The following is a 20,050-nucleotide window of genomic DNA, read 5'->3' as shown; positions in this document are numbered from 1 at the left end:
TCAGTCGCAGCAGATGTCGACCAGGCCCTCGGCCACCGAGGCGGTGATGCGGCGCGGCGCCCCGGCCTCGCGGCGGACGTCCATGTCCACGTTGGGCGCATCGGCGGTCACGTCGTAGGTCGACTTGCGCGGCACCTCGACCATGACCGTCCCGGAGGTCCGCACGACCGCCCGCACCTCGGCCGGCGGCTGACGGAAGACAAGGTGGACGCCGCCGGAGCCGACCTCGACGTCGGCGCGCTCGCCGCCCAGCGCCATGGCCTTGACGTCGCCCGAGCCGCTCCTGACGTACAGGTCGCCGGCGGCGCCGTCGACGTTCACGTCGCCCGAGACGGAGGTCACCCGCACCTTGCCATGGATCTGGGACAGGTTCAGGGACGCGGTGGCCGTGGTGGCCTCCAGGGCGGTCTCCGGCGGCACCTGGATGGCGTAGCCGACCTGGCAGGAGGGCGGGCTGCGCCGGGCGGAGCTCTGGCAGTCCGTGCTGAGCCGCAGGCTGCCGGCGCCCCACTCCTCGGTGACCTCGGGCTTGCGGTCCGTCCAGCGGACCCAGCGCTCCACGACGACCTCCCCCGCCTCGCCGGTGATGATCGACACGTCGGTGACGCCCTCCTCGATCACCAGCCGCACCTGGGCGCCCTGCCAGGGGAAGGAGCCGCGGGAGAGCTCGCTGGGCCGCTCGGCGTCCGCGAATCCGTGGAAGAGCAGCGCCGTGGAGACGATCAGCCCGGCGATGGTGGCGATCGTGCCGACCGCCAGCCAGATGGCTCTCACGGCATGCTCCTGACGTTGAGGAAGCGCAGGACGGCCAGCACGCGCCGGTGGTCGCCCTCGGCGGGGGACAGGTCGAGCTTGGTGAAGATGTTGCCGATGTGCTTGCCGACGGCCCCCTCGCTGAGCACCAGCTCCTGGCCGATGCCGGCGTTGGAGCGGCCCTCGGCCATCAGCTTGAGCACCTCACGCTCGCGGGGCGTCAGCCGGTCCAGCGGGTCGCTGTGGCCGCGCAGGAGGAGCTGGGAGACCACTTCGGGGTCGAGGGCCGTGCCGCCCGCCGCCACCCGCCGCAGCGCGTCCATGAACTCGGTCACGTCCGCCACCCGGTCCTTGAGCAGGTAGCCGACGCCGCCGGCCGCGGAGGACAGGAGCTGGGCGGCGTAGCGCTCCTCGACGTACTGCGACAGCACCAGCACGGCCAGGCCGGGCTGCTGGCGGCGCAGCACGAGCGCGGCGCGCAGACCCTCGTCGGTGTGCGTCGGCGGCATCCGGACGTCGGTGACCACGAGGTCGGGCCGGTGCTCCTCGGCGGCGCGCAGCAGCGCCTCGGCCTCGGCGACCGCGGCCACCACCCGCATGCCGGCCGCGTCGAGCAGCCGCACCAGCCCCTCGCGCAGCAGCACCGAGTCCTCAGCGAGCACTACTCGCACGGCAGTTCCACCTCGATCGTCGTCGGCCCGCCGGGCGGGCTGGTCAGCCTGAACGCGCCGTCCACCGCTCCCACGCGCTGCGCCAGGCCGCGCAGGCCGGTGCCGGCGTGCAGTGTGGCACCGCCGTGCCCGTCGTCGTGGACGCGCACGCGCAGCCGCTCACCGTCGCGCGTCACGGTGATCTCCGCCAGCGTCGCGGCGGCGTGCTTGGCGATGTTCGTCAGCGCCTCGGAGACCACGAAGAATGCCACGGCCTCGATCGTGGGCGACGGGCGGCGGTCGATGCGGACGCGCAGCCGCACCGGGAAGGGGGCGCGGGCCGCGACGCCGGACAGGGCCGCGTCGAGGCCCTGGTCGTTGAGCACGGCCGGGTGCAGGCCGCGCACGAAGTCGCGCAGCTCCTTGAGCGCCTGCTTGGCCTCCTCGTGGGCCTGCGCGATCGCCTGGCGGGCCGGCTCGGGCAGGTCGGTGAGGGTGGCCCGGGCCAGGCCGAGGTTCATGGCCAGGGACACGAGCCGCTGCTGGGCGCCGTCGTGCAGGTCGCGCTCGATGCGGCGGCGCTCGGCGTCGGCGGCGTCGATCACCCCGGCCCGGCTCTCGGTCAGCGTCTCGATGCGCCGGTCCAGCTCGGAGCGGCTGGGACCGAGCAGCATGTGGGCCACGGCGAGGTCCAGCGCGGCCATGCCGCGCGCCAGCACCGGCGCCGTCAGCAGGAGGACCGCCCCCACGGCCGTGTAGATCCCGGCGATGACCGGGTCACGCAGGTCGAACTCGAACACCAGGGGCGGAGGCTGCAACCGCGGCTGGGCGAAGGCCGACAGCCCCACCACGGCCCCGCCCCAGCCGAAGCCGACGAGCGCCGCCCCGATGGCGCTGACCACAGGGGACAGGAGGTGGTAGCCGAGCTGCCGCCACGTCGAGGCGTCGCGCCAGCCGCCGGGCCTGCCGATGCGCGGGATGTGCGCGCCCTGGAACGCCTTGAACCGGGAGCGCTGCACCAGGGTGAACGCGGGCAGGCCGCGGCGCAGCGCGGGCGGCGCGACGGCCAGCACGAGCGTCAGCGTGCCGAGGACCACGGAGACCGGCAGACCGGTCATCACGTGGGCCGTGTCGAGCCAGGCCCGCGCCGACCAGGGCCGGGGGACTTTCATGCCCATAACGGTATTGATTCCGGCCGTCCGCGCGACAGGGGCCTGGTGTGCGCTCCGGGGGTGGGGTTTGCCCCACCCCCGGGCGGGATCTCACAGGGGTGGAACCGACCAGCCCTTCTCGTGGAAGAGCGGCGCGTGCTCGGCGTTGACGAACAACCGGTCCTCGGGGTTCGGCACGCGGAAGTAGCTCTGCGGGTGCAGCAGCTCGCGGGCGTCGTCCGACAGGTCCAGCACGTACCGGTCGGGCGCCCGGCGCTGGGCCAGGAAGCGCAGCTCGAACGGCAGGATCGCGAGCGGGTCCGTGTGCTCCCACAGGCCGAGCCCGCCCTCGCGGGCCCGCCGCACCGCCTCGCGGGCGCGGCCGAGGGCGCCCGCCTCGCCGATCGAGCGGGCCGTGCCGGGCGGGGGCACCGCGTCGGCCACGCGGCCCTCCTGGCGGACGAACGGGTCCACGTTGGGCCAGATGAAGTACGGGACCACGTGCCCGGCCGCGAGCAGGCGCTCGTTGTACGGGTCGGGGCGCGGCCGGTCGCGCTGGTCGCGGTTGACGTAGCAGAGCAGCCGGCCGTACCGGTCGAGGATCTCGTGCGCGAAGGCGAGCCGGAGCTTGAACGTGGCATCAGTGAGGCCCTGCTCGGCGATGTCGGCGGCGATCATCTCCTTGAGCGCCTTCGTGGCGGGCGCGGCGTGGACGGCGTGGTTGGCGGCGGCGTGCGGGCCGAGCCGGGCCGTGAGGTTCGCGCGCAGCGCCGTGCGGAGCGCCAGCTCGGGCAGGCCCTTGGCGAAGGGATCGGTGAGGAACGTCGTCCAGGCCGGATGCTCGATCTTGACGAAGCCTCCCGGGAAGTCCGGGAAGTCGGGGCTCTGGGGCAGCTCGAAGCTGACCTCGGGGGCGTCGACGCCCAGCATGCGCACGCCGAAGTTCCCGTCGGCCGCGATGTTGATCGTGTCGCCGTCGTGGACGATCTTGTCCACGGGTTCGGCCTGGCCGTTGCGCCGGGCGAGGAGGCCGTGGCCCACCGTGATGCCGGGAACGGGTTGTTCGATCGCCTTTGCCATGCCTGCATCATCACCCTGTTCGGCCGACAAGTCCCGCGATATCCGAACCAATGGCGCACCACGGTCATCTCACGGATCAGTCAAGGACGGGGGAGGTCCAGATGATGCAGACGGGGATGGCCGTGCTGGCCCTGGCGGGGGTTCTGAGCGGCGGGGGAGGGCTGCCGAAGGGGTTCCTCCCCTCGGAGACGCACCCGCCGGCGGCCAGTTGGGAAACCTACAAGATCAGCGACTCGCTCGAGCGCCCGCTGGCACTCAACCCGTGCTTCCGCACGAAGCCGTGGGACACGGGCCGGGTGGCGGCCCGCAGCGTCGTCCACGAGAACGAGACCCAGATCGACTACGAGCAGCTCGTCCTCTACAAGAACACGGCCGCCGCCGAGCGGGCCATGCACGGCATGCGCGCCCAGCTCGCGCGCTGCGCCGAGGTGGGCAAGGGCATCAACCGCTACCGGTACTTCAGCAAGCCGCTCGACGTGGGCGACGACGCGCTGCGCGCGGGCGGGCGCTTCTTCGAGAGCGGCGAGCAGGCCGTCGTCGTCCGGCGGGGCGCCGCGGTGTACGTGGCCGGCGAGTCGGCCTACCCGAGCCGGTCGCTGCCCCTCAGCCGCTTCCGCGGGCTCGTCGAACGCGCCGAGCGGATGGCCGAGAAGGTGTGCGAGCTGCCCGGAGCGGCCTGCCGGTAGACGCCCGGTGCCGGTCCGGGACGCCGGTCACGGGAAGAGCCCGAGCCGCCGCTTGAACGCCGTGGGGTCGAAGCCGCCACCGAGTGTCATCGCGAGCCCGCGCCTCGCCTCCTCGGCGAACTCCTCGGAGCCCAGGGCCCCGATGCCCTCCCGCAGGACCCCGGCCAGCGGGCGGGCCGCCAGCATCTCCAGGTCGGCCACGTTGCTCAGCTCGGCCGCTCCCGGCTCGGCCGGCCAGGAACCGATCACTACGCCGGCCAGGCCCAGCCCGCGGTTGGCCATGGCCTCCAGCGTGAGCGCCGTGTGGTTGAGCGTGCCGGAGCCGGCGTGGGCGACCACCAGCACCTGCGCCCGGAGCGCGCGCGCCAGGTCGGCGATCGTGCCGCCGTCCTCGTCGTAGCGCACCAGGAGCCCGCCCGTGCCCTCGACCAGCACGAGCCGGTGGGTCTCGGCCAGCTCGCCGATCCGCCCGGCCGCGGCCTCCAGCGACACCGGGGCCACGCCGCCGGCCCGCGCGGCGGCGGCGGGCGACAGGGCGGCCGGGTAGCGGGCCAGCTCGAACGTCGTCGTCACCCCGGACAGCCGGATGACCTCGTCCAGGTCGCCTGGCTCGCCGGGGGCCGCTCCGGTCTGCGCGGGCTTCACCACGGCCACGCTCGAACCCCGCAGCCGCGCCAGCGCGGCCACCGCGGCGGTGACGACGGTCTTGCCGACCCCGGTGTCGGTCCCGCTGACGACGAGCACACTCACGTCTCAAGCCTAGAGGCGGGACGTGGGGCAGGGGTGAAGCCGGAGGCCCGGGAGACGGGCCGTGTCGAACCCCGGCGACGGCCCAGAGGAGCCGTGACGGCGCCCGGCCCCGTGCGGGTCAGAAGCCGTCCCCCTGGAGGTCCCCAGCCCCGTACGGCGGCCGGCGGCCTGCCTGGCGGTGCCGCAGCGGAAGGAGAAGCCTACGGACGACGCAGCCGCGTGACGAACTTGTACCGGTCGCCGCGATAGAGGGACTGCGCCCACTCGACCGGGTTGCCGTCGGCGTCGAAGGCGTGGCGGGTGAGCAGCAGCATCGGCAGGCCCACGTCCACCCCCAGCGCCTTGGCGTCGTACGGGGTGGCGAGGACCGTCTCGATGATCTCCTCGGCGTCCGTGAGCCGCACGTTGTAGGCGTTGTGCAGCGTCTCGTACAGCGACGAGTGGACCTCCAGCTCGCGCCGCAGCCGGGGGAAGCGGCGCGCCGACAGGTGCGTGGTGTCGATCGACACCGGCTCACCGTTGGCCAGGCGCAGCCGGTGGATGCGCAGCACGCGCCCGCCCGGGTTGATCGCCAGGCGGCGGGCCAGCGCCTCGTCGGCGGTGATGTAGCCGATCTCCAGTATCTTCGTGTCCGGCTCCAGCCCGGCGGTGCGCAGGTCGCCGATGTACGAGGTGAGCTGGAGCACCTGCGCCACCTTCGGCTGGGCGACGAACGTGCCCTTGCCCTGGATGCGCAGCAGCCGTCCCTCGACCACCAGCTCCGTCAGCGCCTGCCGCACGGTCGTGCGCGAGGTCTCGAACCGCACGGCCAGCGTCCGCTCCGGAGGCAGCGCCGTGCCGGCCGGGAGGCTCTTGGTGAGCTCGAGCAGGCTCCGCTTCACGTCGTAGTACTTCGGTACGCGAGGGCCGTCGTCCGTCACGCTCTCACCTTCACTTCTGCCACGGCGGTGAGGGCGTGTCGGATCACCGCTAGATCATCGGAACTCAGATTGGCCCGAGCGGTCAACCGCCGGCAAGAGCGGCCATCCGGCACCGAGGGCGGGCGCGGGCGTCGAGGCGGCTCGGGCTGATGGAGAAGGATATCCATCGTGGCGCGGGCGGCCGCAACCGAGGCCGGTACGAGGCCGGTGTCGGAGATGTACGATCTAGCCGTCTCGACCAACGTCTCGATCACCTCCGGCTCCCCAGGGCTGTTTCCCCTGGACACGAGCGCCTTGGACAGTGTGACGGTTCTCACGTTGTGAGATTCCCGGAAAAGACCGGTTGAGTGCACCAAACAGGGGGGCCGGTTTGGTCGTACGGCGGGACAGCACGCATGATGCAGTGTGCCCACTCTCAGCGACCTCGTCGTCCGTCACACCGCGCTGGACGCGGCGGACCTCGAATGGCTGCACTCGCTGGTCTCCGACTGGCAGTTGCTTGCCGACCTGTCCTTCGCCGACCTCATCCTGTGGGCGCCGCTGCTCCCGTCCGCCGCGGAGACGGGGGACGAGGGGCGCGACGGGCACGCCGCCAACGGCCACGGGGAGCGGTACGGGAACGGCTGGATCGCCATCGCGCAGATGCGCCCGACGACCGGCCCGACCGTCTACCACGACGACGTCGTGGGCACCGTCGTCGCGCGCGGCGAGCGCCACCTGATCGACACCGCCTGGAACGAGCGGCGCATCTGCCGCGAGGGCGACCCCGACTGGTCCACGGGCGTCCCCGTGCGCGAGGAGACGATCCCCGTGCGCCGGGTGCTGCCCGACGGGCAGGGCCGCTTCCTCGCGGTCATCCAGCGCTCCACCAACCTGTCGTCGGCCCGCACCCCGTCGCGTCTGGAACTGACCTACCTCCAGAGCGCCTCCGACCTGGCGCAGATGGTCGCCGAGGGGCGCTTCCCGTTCTCCGGCGACGAGCCGATCCTGGTCCGCTCGCCGCGTGTGGGCGACGGGCTGCTCAGGCTCGACCGGGGCGGCCGGGTGACGTACGCGTCGCCGAACGCGCTGTCGGCCTACCGGCGGCTCGGCCTGCACGCCGACCTCGTGGGCGCGGAGCTGGGCCGGGTGACCGCCACCCTGTGCTACTCCGACGAGCCGATCAACGAGGACCTGATGATCGTGGCCAGCGGGCGGGCCGCCAAGGAGACCGAGGTCGAGTCGGGCGGCACGATCGTGCAGCTGCGCGCCATCCCGCTGATCGTGGGCGGCGGCCGTATCGGCGCGCTGGTGCTCATCCGCGACGTGACGGAGCTGCGGCGGCGCGAGCGCGAGCTGATGACCAAGGACGCGACGATCCGTGAGATCCACCACCGCGTCAAGAACAACCTGCAGACCGTCGCGGCGCTGCTGCGGCTGCAGGCCAGGCGCCTCCAGGTGCCCGAGGGGCGCGAGGCGCTGGAGGAGGCGGTGCGCAGGGTCGGGTCCATCGCGATCGTCCACGAGACGCTCTCCCACGCGCCGGAGGAGTTCGTCGACTTCGACGACATCGCCGACCGGGTCATCGCGATGGCGGGCGAGGTGTCGGCCGCGGAGTCCGCGGTCACGCCGCGCCGGGTCGGCGGGTTCGGGGTGCTGCCGTCGCTGATCGCCACGCCGCTGGCGATGGCGCTGACCGAGCTGCTGCAGAACGCGCTCCAGCACGGCCGGCCTAGGCGGCTGCAGGTGGTGGTCGAGCGGGTCGAGCCCGGCGGCGACCGGCTCAACGTGACCGTCTGGGACGACGGTCAGGGGGTGCCCGAGGGGTTCGACCTCGACAGCTCGACGAGCCTCGGGCTGCAGATCGTGCGCACGCTGGTGGAGGGGGAGCTGTCCGGCAAGCTCTCGATCGGACCGCGCGAAGGCAGCGGCACGGAGGTCACGCTGTCGATCCCGCTGCCCGCCGGGTGACGGGCCGCGCGGCGTGCTCGTCGTCCGCCCCTCGGGGCTGGTGGCCGCGCCCGCCGCGGTGTCGCGGCGGGGGACTGGCGGCCGTACGGATCGCTTCGAGGGCTTTCAGGTCGTCGAGGGCTTCGAGGACGGAACGGCTCGGGGCGCGCCTCGGGGACGAGGCGGCGTGGAGCCGGTGGAGGACCCATCACGGGCGGCGCGGCATGCGGGACGCGCCGGGGGCGACTGCCGGGGGCAGGGGCTCCGGGGACGGGGTGTTCTACTGGTCGGGTGGGATCAGGCGGAGGCGCGGGCGCGGGCACGGGCCGTGCGGCGCTTGAGCGCGCGACGCTCGTCCTCGCTCAGGCCGCCCCAGACGCCGGCGTCCTGGCCGGACTCCAGGGCCCACTTCAGGCACGCGTCCACGGCCGGGCAGGAACGGCAGACCTGCTTGGCCTCCTCGATCTGCATGAGCGCGGGGCCGGTGTTGCCGATCGGGAAGAACAGCTCGGGGTCCACGTCACGGCAGGCAGCTCGGTGGCGCCAGTCCATGCGTCCACTCCTTAGTAGATGGAGCCTGCGGTCGGGCTCCGTGCGGCTACTACTTTGTGAAGAGTTTCACTAAGGCGCGCGAGCAGAGACCCGGACCATGGGGGACCGGGAATTGCTCGCCGGACGACCGGAACGACCTCGGGGTTCTGGTTAAACGTCCTACGTTCCGACGTCAGTCTTGAGCCTGTCAGCCACGGAGAGTGCACGCAAGGGGTTCCGGGCGAAGTTTTGGCCGTAATGGATGTCGGATGCGTCACACAATGACCGAATGTAACCAGCTAGACCAGGACTTGTAACGCGTTCGGGATAGACCGGAACGTTACGGACTCGCGTTCGCCCAGGTAGTCGCCGTCCAGCTCGAAGGCCACCGGACGCTCCGCGGTGAGTGTGAACTCGGGCTCGTCGTGCAGCTGGACGAGGTGCCGGCCCGACGGAAGGGCGTCACTCTCCGTGAGAATGTGCTGGATGAGCGGGATCATGGACGTCAATCCCAGGCGCTGGAGTCCCAGCATGTCGAGGCCGGTCTCGAAGGAGGCCCACGGCGTGGGGCGGACGGGCCGCGTGCCGACGTACGTCCATGGAGAGGTGTTGGAGACGATCGCCATGAAGATCCCCCCTGCCGTGGGGATGCCGGGACCGGTCAGCGTCATCGCGGGACGCCTCTTGTCGGTCGCGACATAGTGCCGTAGCGCGGTGTTCACGTAGCGGGCGGGCGTCGCCTTGCGGCCGGCGCCGCGCAGCCCCTCGACGGCGCGGACGACCTCGGCGTCGTACCCCAGGCCCGCGCAGAAGGTGAAATACCGGCTCTCGTGGCCCCAGAGGGCCTGGCCCAGGCCGACGGTCCTGCGGCGGCCCTCACGCAGCGCCTCCAGCACCGCGCCGGTCGCCTCGACGGGGTCGTTCGGCAGGCCGAGACCGCGGGCGAACACGTTGGCGCTGCCGCCCGGGATGACGATCAGCGCCGGACGCCCGGCGCTCGGGTCGTCGCCCGCCCCGGAAGGCCCAGGGCCGGTGTCGCCGACCGGGCCGGAAGCCTCAGGAACGGCGCCCGCGCCGGGAGGCTCGGGGGCGGTGCCGTTGACGGGGTTGAGGAGGCCGTTCACCGTCTCGTTGATCGTGCCGTCGCCGCCGAGGACGGTCACCACGTCGTACCCCTTGGCGCGCGCGGTGGCGGCCAGCGCCGCCGCGTGGCCCCGGTAGCCGGTCTCCTCGACGGTCAGCTCCATGGTGGTGCCGAGCGCCCGGATCAGGACGTTCCGGGTGCGGGCGTTCGTGGTCGTCGCCTTGGGGTTGACCAGCAGCATCGCGCGCATGATGCCAGCGTATCCATGATGGATGTCTGTCTTGTCGAGAAGATCCCGGTTTCGTACACGACGGCCCGGGCGGAGACCGGACCGGGGGCCGGAACGGATAGGGTTCCCGTGTGTCGAAGCGTCCCCTGACCCTGCTCGTCGCCGCCGTCGTCGTCGCCCTGGAGGGCCTCGTGACGCTCGGGCTGGGTGGTTTCGTGGCGGTCGAGACCGCGCGCGGGCTGGCCGACAACGTGACCAGCGCCATCGCCGAGGCCGCCTTCGGCATGCTGGTCGGCGTGGGGCTGCTCTGGGTGGCATGGGGCGGCCTGCTGCGAGGCGAGCGGTGGGGGAGGACCCCCAGCGTGCTCGCCCAGATCTTCCTGCTGCCCGTCGCGATCACGCTGATCGACTCCGACCGGCCGGACCTCGGGGTCCCGCTGGTCGTGGTGGCGGTGATCGGCCTGGCCGCCCTGCTCGCACCCCCCACCACCAAGGCGTTGTACGGCGACGGCCAGGGAACCGGCTGACGGGGCGTCAGTCGTCGGCGGTGAGACCCTCGCGCAGCTGGGCCAGCGTGCGGGCCAGCAGACGCGAGACGTGCATCTGCGAGATGCCCAGCTCGGTGGCGATCTGCGACTGCGTCATGTTGCCGAAGAACCGCAGCAGGAGAATGCGCTTCTCACGCGGCGGCAGGCGTTCGAGCAGCGGCTTGAGCGACTCGCGGTACTCGACCCCCTCGAGCGACTCGTCAACGATGCCGAGCGAGTCGGACACGGCGGGCGCGTCGTCGTCGCCGGAGTCGGGCGCGTCGAGGGACACCGTCGAATAGGCGTTGGCCGACTCCAGCCCCTCCAGCACCTCCTCCTCGGTCATCTTGAGGTAGGCGGCCAGCTCGGCGACGGTCGGCGCGCGCCCCTCGCGCTGGGACAGATCGCTTATCGCCTTCGTCAGCGAGAGCTTGAGCTCCTGCAGGCGGCGCGGCACCCGGACCGCCCAGCCCTTGTCACGGAAGTGCCGCTTGATCTCGCCGACGATGGTCGGCGTCGCGTAGGTGGAGAACTCCACGCCGCGGTTGAGGTCGAACCGGTCGATCGACTTGATGAGCCCGATCGTGGCGACCTGCGTGAGGTCGTCGAGCCATTCGCCGCGGTTGCGGAAGCGCCGCGCGAGGTACTCGACCAGCGGAAGGTGGAGCTCCACCAGCTCGTCCCTGATGCGCTGACGGCGCGGCTCCTCGGGCCCCAGCTCGGCCAGCTCGGCGAACAGCATGCGGGCACGGACCCGGTCGGGCACAGCGTGGTCGCTGGTGGCCATGGCTCCCGTCCTTTCCGTCACGCCGGCCTCGCCGCGCCTCGGCGCTTACGCAGGACGATCGCCATGCGGTCGGGAGAGTCGGTAACCGCCTCCACATCGTCGGCCAGCGCGGTCAGGACCATCCAGGCGAAGTCGTCGCGCTTGGGCGCGGAGCTGCCGACGGTCGCCACCTCGACCTTGACCTGCATCTCCTGCCCGGTCAGCTCGAACTCGGCGGTCAGGTCGGTGCCCGGGACCGCCTCGTTCAGAAGCATGGCGCACGCCTCGTCGACCGCGATCCGCAGATCCTCGATCTCGTCGAGCGTGAAGTCGAGCCGGGCGGCCAGCCCGGCCGTGGCCGTACGCAGCACGGACAGGTACGCGCTCGCCGCGGGAAGCCTGATGCTCACCACGTCGCGGATGCCGGTCTCGCCTTCCATGCGCGTCTCGGTTTCCTCGGTCACGTTCCTCCTCGCGTATACGACGCTGACTGCAACTTACCGCCCCTGAGAGGTGCTTGGACGATTCAGACTCGCCATCAACGGAAAAGGCTCTGTGTAGCGGGTAACCACACAGAGCCTTTGCGCCGTTCTACGCGGCCTTGGTCTCCCAGAAGATCTTGGAGATCTCGTCGATCTTGCCGAGCAGGTCCTCGGCCTTGGCGGCGTCGACCGTGCCCTTGGCGCCCGCCGCGCCGGCCAGCTTCGTGGCGTCCCAGAAGAGCTGGTGGAGCTGGGGGTACTGCTCCAGGTGCGGGGGCTTGAAGTAGTCGGTCCACAGCACCCACAGGTGGTGCTTGACCAGTTCGGCCCGCTCCTCCTTGATGGTCAGCGCGCGAGCGCGGAACACCGGGTCCTCGTTGGCCGCGTACTTCTCCATGATCGCCTTGACCGACTCCGCCTCGATCCGGGCCTGGGCGGGGTCGTAGACGCCGCAGGGCAGGTCGCAGTGCGCGGAGGCGACATGCTTGGGTCGTAGCAGTCGTGCGAGCATCAGAAGGTCCTTCCTTGATGCTGAGTCAGCTTGGTCCAGTTACCGACCTTACTCGGGTCCGAAGGCCCGTGGCGGAGGGGGTCTCGGCGTATGAGAGTGCGTGTCGAAGGGGATTCGATGCGCCCCGCCCTGTTGCCCGGGGACTGGCTCCTGGTGCGCCGAGGGGCCCCGGTCAGGCCCGGCGACATCGTGGTCGCCAGGCTCCCCGGCGACTCCTCCCGGCTGATCGTCAAGCGGGCCGCCTGGCGGGGCGACGACGGGTGGTGGCTGGAGAGCGACAACCAACGGGCCTCGGGCCGGCGCGACAGCTGGGACTTCGGGCCCGTCGCCGACGTGGTCGGGCGGGTCGTGCTGCGCTACTGGCCCCCGCGGCGGGGTTCGCTCGAGCGGCGCCCGTAGTCGCGGCCGTGTCACCGGCCGCCGCGGCGGCGGGCCCGGTAGGCGGCGACGTTGGCCCGGCTGGCGCAGCGGGACGAGCAGTAGCGCCGCGAGCGGTTGGAGGAGGTGTCGAGGAACGCCCGGCCGCAGCGAGGGTCCTGGCAGCGGCCCAGCCGCCCGGCGCCGTGCTCGGCGACCACCGCGGCCAGGCCCATGACGGCGCCCGCGGCGGGGTCCTCCGTGGGGTCCTCGGCCAGGTGGAGGTGCCAGCCGCTGCCGTCGTGCGCGGCGAGCTGCGGCCGTACGGGATGGAGGACGAGCAGCGTGTTGAGCAGCGCCACCACGGCCGCCTCGTCCTCGGCGGCGAAGACGGCGGCGAGCTGGTCACGCAGCTCCCGCAGTGCGGACGGCGGGTCGGGGTCGTTGACGAGACGGACCGCCCACTCGGCGTAAGAGGTCAAGTCCATGTCGGAGTATTACACGCCGGAGGATCACCCGGCAGGGACCGGGGTGGCGCCCGGCCCGGCGGCCACCCCGATCCGTCCCTCGCGCGTCAGCCCTCGGGGTGCAGCACGCGCTTGAGGAAGGTGCGGGTGCGCTCCTGCCGCGGGTCGCCGATGACCTGGGCCGGCGGCCCGTCCTCGACGATGACGCCGCCGTCCATGAACACGACCCGGTCCGCGACCTCGCGGGCGAAGCCCATCTCGTGGGTCACCACGAGCATGGTCATGCCCTCCTCGGCCAGCTTGCGCATGACCGCGAGCACGTCGCCGACGAGCTCGGGGTCGAGCGCCGAGGTGGGCTCGTCGAACAGCATGAGGTCGGGGTCCATGGCCAGCGCCCGGGCGATGGCCACGCGCTGCTGCTGGCCGCCGGACAGCTGGGCCGGGTAGGAGCCCGCCTTGTCGCCGACGCCCACCCGGTCGAGGTTGGCCTGGGCGACCCGCTCGGCCTCCTGACGGCCGCGCTTGAGCACCCGCTGCTGGGCGATCATGACGTTCTGCAGCGCGGTCATGTGCGGGAACAGGTTGAACTGCTGGAACACCATGCCGATGCGGCGCCGGACCGCGTCGATGTCCACGTCGGGGTCGGTGACCTCGACGCCTTCCACCAGCACCTTGCCCCGGGTCGGCTCCTCCAGCAGGTTCACGCAGCGCAGCAGCGTGGACTTGCCGGAGCCGGACGGGCCGATCACGCAGACCACCTGGCCGGTGTCGACGGTGCAGTCGATGCCCCGCAGCACCTCGTTCTTGCCGAAGTGCTTGTGCAGGTCCTTGATCTCGATGGCGGGCGTCATCGGGCCCTCACCTCCCGCTTCTCCAGCCGACTGGAGAGGTGCCCCAGGGGGATCGTGACCAGCAGGTACGTCAGGCCGGACACCATGATGGGCGTCGCGTTGGCGTACTGGGAGGCCAGGTCGTTGCCGAACTTGGCCAGCTCCACGTACTCGCCGGACACGCCGAGGAAGAGCACCAGCGACGAGTCCTTGAGCAGCGCAACGAACTGGTTGGTGGTCGGCGGGATGACGATCCTGATGGCCTGGGGGATGACCACCGTGATCTGTGATCGCGCGGCCGACATGCCGAGCGAGCGCGCCGCCTCGACCTGCCCCTTGGGCACCGCCTGCAGACCGGCCCGGAACACCTCCGCCTGGTAGGCGGCGCCGACCAGCCCGAGGCCCAGGATGCCCTGGCCGTACGTGCCGCCGGGCACCTCGAAGCCGGGCAGCGCCAGCGGCAGGAAGGTGATCAGCAGGAAGATGAGCAGGGCGGGCAGCCCGCGGAAGATCTCGATGTAGAGCGTCGAGATCCAGCGGTACGGCCGGACGGTCGACAGCCTCATGAGCGCGAGCACCAGCCCGAGCACGAACGAGACGACGAACCCGCCGACCGAGTAGATGATCGTGTTGCGCAGCGCGACCGTGAACAGCTCCGGCAGGGCCTTGCCGGCCACGTCCGGCTTGGCGAAGTTCTCCGCCAGGCTGGCCCAGTCGGCGTAGAAGGCGATGCCGACGACGATCGCGACCAGGACGGCGTACTGGATCGCGCGGCTGATGCGTTGTTTCTTACGCGGGCTGAGCCGGGCCTTTCCGCCCGGCTCAGCCGCCACCGGTGGTAGGTGGTCCGTCATGGATCAACCCAGCTCGCCGGGCTTCTTGCCGAACCACTTGACGAAGATCTTCTCGTAGGTGCCGTCGGACTTGGCCTGGGTGATCGTGTCGTTGATCGTCTTGAGCAGGACCGGGTCGGCGTTCTTCTTCAGGCCGATGCCGTACTGCTCGCCCGTGTCGAGGCTGGCGATCATCTCGAACTTGTCGGCGATCTCCGGCTTCTTCAGCCAGGTGAGCACGACCGGCAGGTCCTGGACGATCACGTCGGCCTGGCCGGCCTGCAGGGCCAGCAGCTCCTTGGCGGAGTCGGCGTACTCGGTCGGGTCCAGGCCCTGCTTCTTGACGTAGTCGAGGCCCGTCGTGCTGGCCTGGGCGCCCAGCTTGAGCCCCTTGGCCTTGACGTCCTCCAGCGACTTGGCGCCGGTGCCCTTCTTGGCCAGCAGGGCCTGGGTGGCGTCGAAGTACGGCTCGGAGAACGTGATGTTCTGCTTGCGCTCGGGAGTGATCGTCATACCGGCGGCGGCGACGTCGCACTTGCCGGTGGCCATGGCCGCGCCGCTCTTGATGACGGCGAAGTCGATGTCCACGATCTCCTGCTGGACGCCGAGCTTCTTGGCGACCAGGTCGACGATGTCCACGTCGAACCCGACGATCTTGCCGTCCTTGTCCTTGAACTGGAACGGCTCGTACGGGATGTTGGTGCAGGTGGTGAGCTTGCCCGGGTGAACGAGCTTGGCTCCGCCCGCGGCCGTGTCACCTCCGGTCGTGGCGGAGGTGGAGCCGCCACCCGAACCGCCGCCGCAGCCGGACAGCGCCAGGACGGCGGTCAGGGCGAGCGCGCCGATGGCTTGGCCACGGCTGCTCCTGGGCCAGAGGGCCATGTCAGGCCTCCTCAGAGATATGTCATAAAAGTCGGATTTGGTGAAGTTTAAGTGGCAGGTTGCCCGGCTCCGTCATCGGACATTTAACAATGCGTCAACGGAACGGCGTCGGCGGCGATACCTGTGGTCGTCTCGGCATGTGGCACTATGGGGCGACGGGTGACCCCCGTAACCCCTCACGAGACGTTCGGGAGGGGACCCTGGCGGCTACCGAAGCCAGGCCTCTCGCGCCGTCTGCCGAAGGTCCTTCGTCCGCCCGATGACTACTGGGGTCTCTCTGTGACTGCCTCTTCTGCCTCGTCCGCATCGTCCTCCCCCACATCACTCGACGTCGATCCGGTCTTCGCCCTGCACCGCGGCGGCAAGCTGGAGGTCCGCTCCACCATCCCCGTCCGCGACGCCGGCGACCTGTCACTGGCCTACACCCCCGGGGTGGCTCAGGTCTGCACCGCCATCGCCGACACGCCGTCGCTCGTGAACGACTACACGTGGGTCTCCAACGTCGTGGCCGTCGTCTCCGACGGCACCGCCGTCCTCGGCCTCGGTGACATCGGCCCGGCCGCCGCGATGCCCGTCATGGAGGGCAAGGCGCTGCTGTTCAAGGAGTTCGCCGGGGTCGACGCCGTGCCGATCTGCCTCGACTGCACCGACGTCGACGCGCTCGTCGAGACCGTCGTCCGGCTCGCCCCCTCCTTCGGCGGCATCAACCTCGAGGACATCAGCGCCCCCCGCTGCTTCGAGGTCGAGGACCGCCTGCGCGAGCTGCTCGACATCCCCGTCTTCCACGACGACCAGCACGGCACCGCCATCGTCGCCCTGGCCGCCCTCACCAACGCCGCCCGCCTCACCGGCCGCACGCTCGGCGACCTGCGCGCCGTCGTCGCCGGCGCCGGGGCCTCCGGCGTCGCCGTCACCCGCATCCTGCTGGAGGCCGGCATCGGCGACATCGCCGTGGCCGACTCCAAGGGCATGATCCACGCCGGCCGCGACGACCTCAACCCGGTGAAGTCGGCCCTCGCCCGCGACACCAACCGCGCCGGCCACACCGGCTCCACCGAGCAGGCGCTGGCCGGGGCCGACGTGTTCGTCGGCCTGTCCGGCTCGACCGTGTCGGAGGAGGCCATCGCGTCCATGGCGCCCGAGTCGATCGTGTTCGCGCTGTCCAACCCGACGCCCGAGGTGGCGCCGTCCGTGGCCGCCCGCCACGCCCGGGTGGTCGCCACCGGCCGCTCCGACTTCCCCAACCAGATCAACAACGTGCTCGCCTTCCCCGGCGTCTTCCGCGGGGCGCTCGACGTCCGGGCCACCGCCATCACCGAGAACATGAAGGTGGCCGCCGCCACCGCGCTCGCCGCCGTGATCGGCGACGACCTCGCGGCCGACTACGTCATCCCCAGCCCCTTCGACGAGCGGGTCGCCCCCGCCGTCACCGCGGCCGTGGCCGAGCAGGCCAGGAAGGACGGCGTCGCCCGCGTCAAGGGGTGACGCGTACAGGATCTGCCGGGCCGGCGTCCGAGTAGTTCGCACGAGCATCGGGAAAGCGCAAAACTTCCTTTACTCAGCGTGCTATAACAGGAGCTCTCTGTAAGGACGCCGGCTCCCGCCTCCCTCGGTAAGGAGGCCACGATGTGGCCGGCTCCACTCCCGCGGTGAGGAGAGCGATGACACGCGAGCCCAACAGACTGCTGCGGCAGCTCATCGCGGAGTCGGGCTTCTCCCACAAAGGGCTGGCCAGGCGCCTCAACGAGCTGGGCGCCACGCGCGGCACCCCGGGCCTGAAGTACGACCACAGCTCCGTCCTGCGATGGATCGGTGGCCAGCGGCCCAGGGAACCCGTGCCGGCGCTGCTCAGCGAGATCTTCGCGCTACGGCTCGGCAGGCCCGTCCGACCCGAGGACCTGGGCATGCCGACGATCGTCACCCCCCTCCACCTCGGGCAAGAGTTCACGCACACGTGGCAGGAGGGGGTCGCGACCGTGACGGCGCTGTGGCGGGCCGACGTGGAGAGAAGAAGATTCCTGATCGACTCCACGTTCGCGATAGGAGCCGGCTCCGTGGGAGCCGTGCGCTGGCTGACCTCCCCACCCGAAGGCCGCCTCGAAGGCGGCGGCACCCGCCGCGTCGGCAGGGCCGACATCGCGGCCATCCACGAGGTGACCCGCTCGTTCGGCGAGCTCGACAACCGCTTCGGCAGCGGGCGCGTGCGGGCGTCCGTGGTCAAGTACCTCGACACCGCCGTGGCGCCGCTGCTCAAGGACGGCACGTACGGCGAGGGCACCGGCAGGCAGCTCGCCGCCGCCGCGGCCGAGCTCACCCGGCTGGCCGGCTGGATGGCCTACGACCTGGAGCAGCACGGCCTCGCCCAGCGCTACCTCATCCAGGCGCTGCGCCTGGCCAGAGGCGCCGGCGACGACGCGCTCGGCGGCGAGATCCTGGCCGGCCTGGCCCACCAGGCCATCTACATGGGGCAGCCGGCCCACGCCCTCGACCTGGCCAGGGCCGCCCAGCTCGCGGCGCGGCGCTCGGGCGTCCAGACGCTCATGGCGTCCTGCCACGTGCTCGAGGCCCACGCCCACGCCGGCCTCGGCGACGCCCGCTCCTGCAGCGCCAGCCTCCACCAGGCCGAGCTGGCCTTCGACCGCCGCTCCCCGGGGCGCGAGCCCGCCTGGCTCAGCTACTTCGACGAGGCCTACCTCGCCGCCAAGTTCGCCCACTGCTTCCGCGACCTCGGCGACGGCGCGCGGGCCGTGCGCCAGGCCCGCCGCTCGCTCGACATGGACGGTCGCTACGTGCGGGGCCGGATGTTCAACCTGTCGCTGCTGGCCGCCGGGCTGCTCCAGTGCGGCGAGCTGGAGGAGGCGTGCGGGGTGGCGGCCGGGGCCCTCGACCTGGCCGGGGAGCTCCAGTCGGTCAGGTCCCGGTCCTACGCCACCGACCTGCGCAGGCGGCTGGAGCCGTTCCGGCGCGAGCCCGCGGTCACGTCCCTGTACGAACGCGCCCGCGTCCTCGCGCCGGTGTGATCACTCGCCGATCAGTTCACCGTTGGGGCCGACGATCGACTTCGTCGCGGCCAGGTTGGCCTTGTTGTAGACGTCGGCGACCTCGCCGTCGAAGTAGGCCGAGCTGATGAAGTCGATCCGGTCGTTGCCGTCCTGGTCGTGGAACAGGCTCGTGACGCCGTTGAGGTAGCCGGTGCGCTTGTTGTTGTCGTAGCGCAGCAGCCACGGCGCGCCGTCGGAGCCGCCCGTCATCGAGCACTTGAGCACCTGGTGCGTCTCGACCTTGAACATGTTGACCTGGTAGGTCTTGGTGCCCGTCTTGCCGGCGCAGATCTTGGGGGTCACGCCGGTGAAGGGCTTGTCGCCGTCGGGGTGCGGGGCGGCCGGGTAGCCGAAGACGGTGACCTTCTGGCCCATGGGCTGGTTCCAGGCGACACCCTGACCACCGACGGCGTCCCCGAGCCGGCCGGCGTCCTTGGCCACGCCGAGGACGTACTCACCCTGGTAGAACGTACGCGAGGTGCCGGGCTTGAGCCACTTCTGCGTGTAGAAGCGGGTGATCGTGTAGTTCCCGCGCGCGTCCTCGACCTTCGTGCCGGGCCCCTTGTACGCGTCGTACTCGGCCTTCGTCACCAGGACGGACTCCGGCTCGCCGAACTTGTAGCCGTTGCCCCTGCCGGTCTTGGCGGCCTTGTACGCCTGCTCGCCGACCTCTTCCCTCTCCACGACCGCGCCCGGGTAGTCGGGCCCGACCCGGTCGGCCGGCTTGTCCTCGCCCTCGGACCAGCAGTTGCCCAGGTTCAGCTTGCAGCTGGCGAACTCCTTGGCGGAGATCTCGCGCGGCTTGATCCACTTGTCGCCGGCCCACTTGTCGAACTCGGCCTTCGTCACCGTCTTCTCGCCGGCGAGCTCGAAGCCGTTGTGCACGGCCACGAACGCGAAGTCGCCGTCGTAGTCGTCGTAGGTGTCGAGGTCGTAGGCGGTGAAGGCGTACGCGCCCGCGTAGACGCCGTACGGGGCCTTGCCCTGGTAGTAGCCGGGGACGAACACCCACTTGGCGAAGACGTCCTTGCCGCTCTCGTAGACGCAGTGGCCGGCGGTGGCGACCAGGTTGCGGTTCCTGGCCTGGATGGAGGTGGCGGAGCAGTAGCGGTAGTTGCCGCCGCGGTCGAGGAAGAAGACCTTGCCGAGGGTCTTCGGCAGGTTCACGTTCTTGCTCTTGGGCGCCGCGCCCGTGGTGCCGGTCGGTGCCGTCATGCCCGGCTTGCCGTCAGCCGTGGTGGTCTTGGGGTGCACCAGCTTGGGCACGTCCTTGGCGTCGACGCGGAACTCGGTCGCCTTCTTCAGCGCGGCGCCGTTGGCGTCCAGCCAGAAGTACGCGGCGCTGTAGGCGTCGGCGGGCTTGGGGGAGAGGGGGTCACTCACCCAGCTCGGCGCGGCGGTGGCGGGGGTGGCGAGGGCGGCGGCGCTGAGACCGGCGACGGCAAGGGGCACGAGCAGGCGCTTCACTGGGGGGCTCCACAAAGTTGTCAAGTGTCTCGTAAGACCCTATCGACCCACAGGTCACTGAGGTAAGGGGGCGTACCAAAAGACCCGGAAAAGGCCGAAGGGCCCGGCAGAAGCCGAGCCCTTC

At 71.3% G+C, this 20,050-nt stretch carries 22 protein-coding genes; 6 read left to right on the top strand and 16 right to left on the bottom strand.

The genetic code is table 11. From position 1 onward, the window contains the following. From AB0H81_RS13585 to AB0H81_RS13570, 4 genes are all read right to left on the bottom strand, one after another. A complete protein-coding gene (locus AB0H81_RS13585) occupies positions 1-774 on the bottom strand; it encodes a DUF4097 family beta strand repeat-containing protein (protein WP_358373562.1) in 774 nt (257 codons plus the stop codon). Further along, positions 771-1,424 carry a response regulator transcription factor gene (locus AB0H81_RS13580; RefSeq protein WP_358373559.1) on the bottom strand — a complete coding sequence of 218 codons (654 nt, stop codon included), beginning with the start codon at positions 1,422-1,424 and terminating at the stop codon, positions 771-773. Before AB0H81_RS13580 ends, AB0H81_RS13585 begins: the two co-directional genes overlap by 4 nt. Continuing rightward, complete coding sequence (locus AB0H81_RS13575) at positions 1,415-2,575, bottom strand: sensor histidine kinase (RefSeq protein WP_358373556.1); 1,161 nt, start codon at positions 2,573-2,575, stop codon at positions 1,415-1,417. The genes AB0H81_RS13580 and AB0H81_RS13575 overlap by 10 nt, the downstream gene beginning before the upstream one ends. Positions 2,576-2,665: 90 nt before the next feature. Then, positions 2,666-3,634, bottom strand: coding sequence for a hypothetical protein (locus AB0H81_RS13570; protein WP_358373553.1), 969 nt, complete (start codon positions 3,632-3,634; stop codon positions 2,666-2,668). Between the two features lie 101 nt (positions 3,635-3,735). Here AB0H81_RS13570 and AB0H81_RS13565 point away from each other — a divergent pair, with 101 nt between their 5' ends. After that, positions 3,736-4,320, top strand: coding sequence for a hypothetical protein (locus AB0H81_RS13565; RefSeq protein WP_358373550.1), 585 nt, complete (start codon positions 3,736-3,738; stop codon positions 4,318-4,320). Positions 4,321-4,347: 27 nt separating this feature from the next. Here AB0H81_RS13565 and bioD read toward each other — a convergent pair whose 3' ends face one another. Together bioD and AB0H81_RS13555 are read right to left on the bottom strand one after the other, a co-directional pair. Next, entirely contained in the window at positions 4,348-5,070 is a 723-nt protein-coding gene (gene bioD, locus AB0H81_RS13560; RefSeq protein WP_358373547.1) for a dethiobiotin synthase, read from the bottom strand. A gap of 200 nt (positions 5,071-5,270) precedes the next feature. After that, entirely contained in the window at positions 5,271-5,990 is a 720-nt protein-coding gene (locus AB0H81_RS13555) for a GntR family transcriptional regulator (RefSeq protein WP_175604581.1), read from the bottom strand. Positions 5,991-6,395: 405 nt separating this feature from the next. Here AB0H81_RS13555 and AB0H81_RS13550 point away from each other — a divergent pair, with 405 nt between their 5' ends. After that, on the top strand, positions 6,396-7,940 hold the full coding sequence (locus tag AB0H81_RS13550) for a histidine kinase N-terminal domain-containing protein (protein ID WP_358373544.1): 1,545 nt from the start codon (positions 6,396-6,398) through the stop codon (positions 7,938-7,940). A gap of 276 nt (positions 7,941-8,216) precedes the next feature. Here the strand turns inward: AB0H81_RS13550 and AB0H81_RS13545 are convergent, their stop codons facing one another. Continuing rightward, positions 8,217-8,471, bottom strand: a complete 255-nt coding sequence (locus AB0H81_RS13545; protein ID WP_113705541.1) for a WhiB family transcriptional regulator — start codon at positions 8,469-8,471, stop codon at positions 8,217-8,219. Positions 8,472-8,749: 278 nt separating this feature from the next. Beyond that, complete coding sequence (locus AB0H81_RS13540) at positions 8,750-9,784, bottom strand: diacylglycerol kinase family protein (protein WP_358373541.1); 1,035 nt, start codon at positions 9,782-9,784, stop codon at positions 8,750-8,752. A 110-nt stretch (positions 9,785-9,894) separates the two neighbouring features. Between AB0H81_RS13540 and AB0H81_RS13535 the strand changes: the two genes are divergently transcribed. Beyond that, positions 9,895-10,290: a hypothetical protein gene (locus AB0H81_RS13535; protein ID WP_358373538.1), complete on the top strand. Its 396-nt coding sequence runs from the start codon at positions 9,895-9,897 to the stop codon at positions 10,288-10,290. Between the two features lie 7 nt (positions 10,291-10,297). Here the strand turns inward: AB0H81_RS13535 and AB0H81_RS13530 are convergent, their stop codons facing one another. From AB0H81_RS13530 to sodN, 3 genes are all read right to left on the bottom strand, one after another. Then, positions 10,298-11,077: an RNA polymerase sigma factor SigF gene (locus tag AB0H81_RS13530; protein ID WP_175592535.1), complete on the bottom strand. Its 780-nt coding sequence runs from the start codon at positions 11,075-11,077 to the stop codon at positions 10,298-10,300. Between the two features lie 17 nt (positions 11,078-11,094). Beyond that, on the bottom strand, positions 11,095-11,520 hold the full coding sequence (locus AB0H81_RS13525) for an anti-sigma factor (protein WP_175592534.1): 426 nt from the start codon (positions 11,518-11,520) through the stop codon (positions 11,095-11,097). A gap of 127 nt (positions 11,521-11,647) precedes the next feature. Continuing rightward, positions 11,648-12,049, bottom strand: coding sequence for a superoxide dismutase, Ni (gene sodN, locus AB0H81_RS13520; protein WP_358373535.1), 402 nt, complete (start codon positions 12,047-12,049; stop codon positions 11,648-11,650). A 90-nt stretch (positions 12,050-12,139) separates the two neighbouring features. Between sodN and AB0H81_RS13515 the strand changes: the two genes are divergently transcribed. Beyond that, a complete protein-coding gene (locus tag AB0H81_RS13515) occupies positions 12,140-12,448 on the top strand; it encodes a S24 family peptidase (RefSeq protein ID WP_358373533.1) in 309 nt (102 codons plus the stop codon). A gap of 11 nt (positions 12,449-12,459) precedes the next feature. Here AB0H81_RS13515 and AB0H81_RS13510 read toward each other — a convergent pair whose 3' ends face one another. The 4 genes from AB0H81_RS13510 to AB0H81_RS13495 all read right to left on the bottom strand — a co-directional run bounded on the left by AB0H81_RS13510 (position 12,460) and on the right by AB0H81_RS13495 (position 15,418). Next, positions 12,460-12,894: a CGNR zinc finger domain-containing protein gene (locus AB0H81_RS13510; RefSeq protein WP_358373530.1), complete on the bottom strand. Its 435-nt coding sequence runs from the start codon at positions 12,892-12,894 to the stop codon at positions 12,460-12,462. Between the two features lie 86 nt (positions 12,895-12,980). Further along, a complete protein-coding gene (locus tag AB0H81_RS13505) occupies positions 12,981-13,724 on the bottom strand; it encodes an amino acid ABC transporter ATP-binding protein (protein WP_358373527.1) in 744 nt (247 codons plus the stop codon). Continuing rightward, positions 13,721-14,557, bottom strand: a complete 837-nt coding sequence (locus AB0H81_RS13500) for an amino acid ABC transporter permease (RefSeq protein WP_358373525.1) — start codon at positions 14,555-14,557, stop codon at positions 13,721-13,723. Before AB0H81_RS13500 ends, AB0H81_RS13505 begins: the two co-directional genes overlap by 4 nt. A gap of 3 nt (positions 14,558-14,560) precedes the next feature. Next, positions 14,561-15,418 carry an ABC transporter substrate-binding protein gene (locus AB0H81_RS13495; protein ID WP_358373523.1) on the bottom strand — a complete coding sequence of 286 codons (858 nt, stop codon included), beginning with the start codon at positions 15,416-15,418 and terminating at the stop codon, positions 14,561-14,563. 279 nt (positions 15,419-15,697) lie between these two features. Here AB0H81_RS13495 and AB0H81_RS13490 point away from each other — a divergent pair, with 279 nt between their 5' ends. Together AB0H81_RS13490 and AB0H81_RS13485 are read left to right on the top strand one after the other, a co-directional pair. Beyond that, entirely contained in the window at positions 15,698-16,903 is a 1,206-nt protein-coding gene (locus tag AB0H81_RS13490) for an NADP-dependent malic enzyme (protein ID WP_358373520.1), read from the top strand. A gap of 176 nt (positions 16,904-17,079) precedes the next feature. Next, complete coding sequence (locus tag AB0H81_RS13485) at positions 17,080-18,438, top strand: hypothetical protein (RefSeq protein ID WP_358373519.1); 1,359 nt, start codon at positions 17,080-17,082, stop codon at positions 18,436-18,438. Here the strand turns inward: AB0H81_RS13485 and AB0H81_RS13480 are convergent, their stop codons facing one another. Next, positions 18,439-19,926 carry a hypothetical protein gene (locus tag AB0H81_RS13480; protein ID WP_358373516.1) on the bottom strand — a complete coding sequence of 496 codons (1,488 nt, stop codon included), beginning with the start codon at positions 19,924-19,926 and terminating at the stop codon, positions 18,439-18,441. Between the last annotated feature and the right edge of the window lie 124 nt (positions 19,927-20,050).

Origin of the sequence: Nonomuraea sp. NPDC050691 (assembly GCF_040654455.1) — a bacterium.
Lineage (GTDB): Bacteria > Actinomycetota > Actinomycetes > Streptosporangiales > Streptosporangiaceae > Nonomuraea.
Note: the sequence above shows the minus strand (reverse complement) of the source record. Positions and strands in the feature narration are given on the sequence as shown.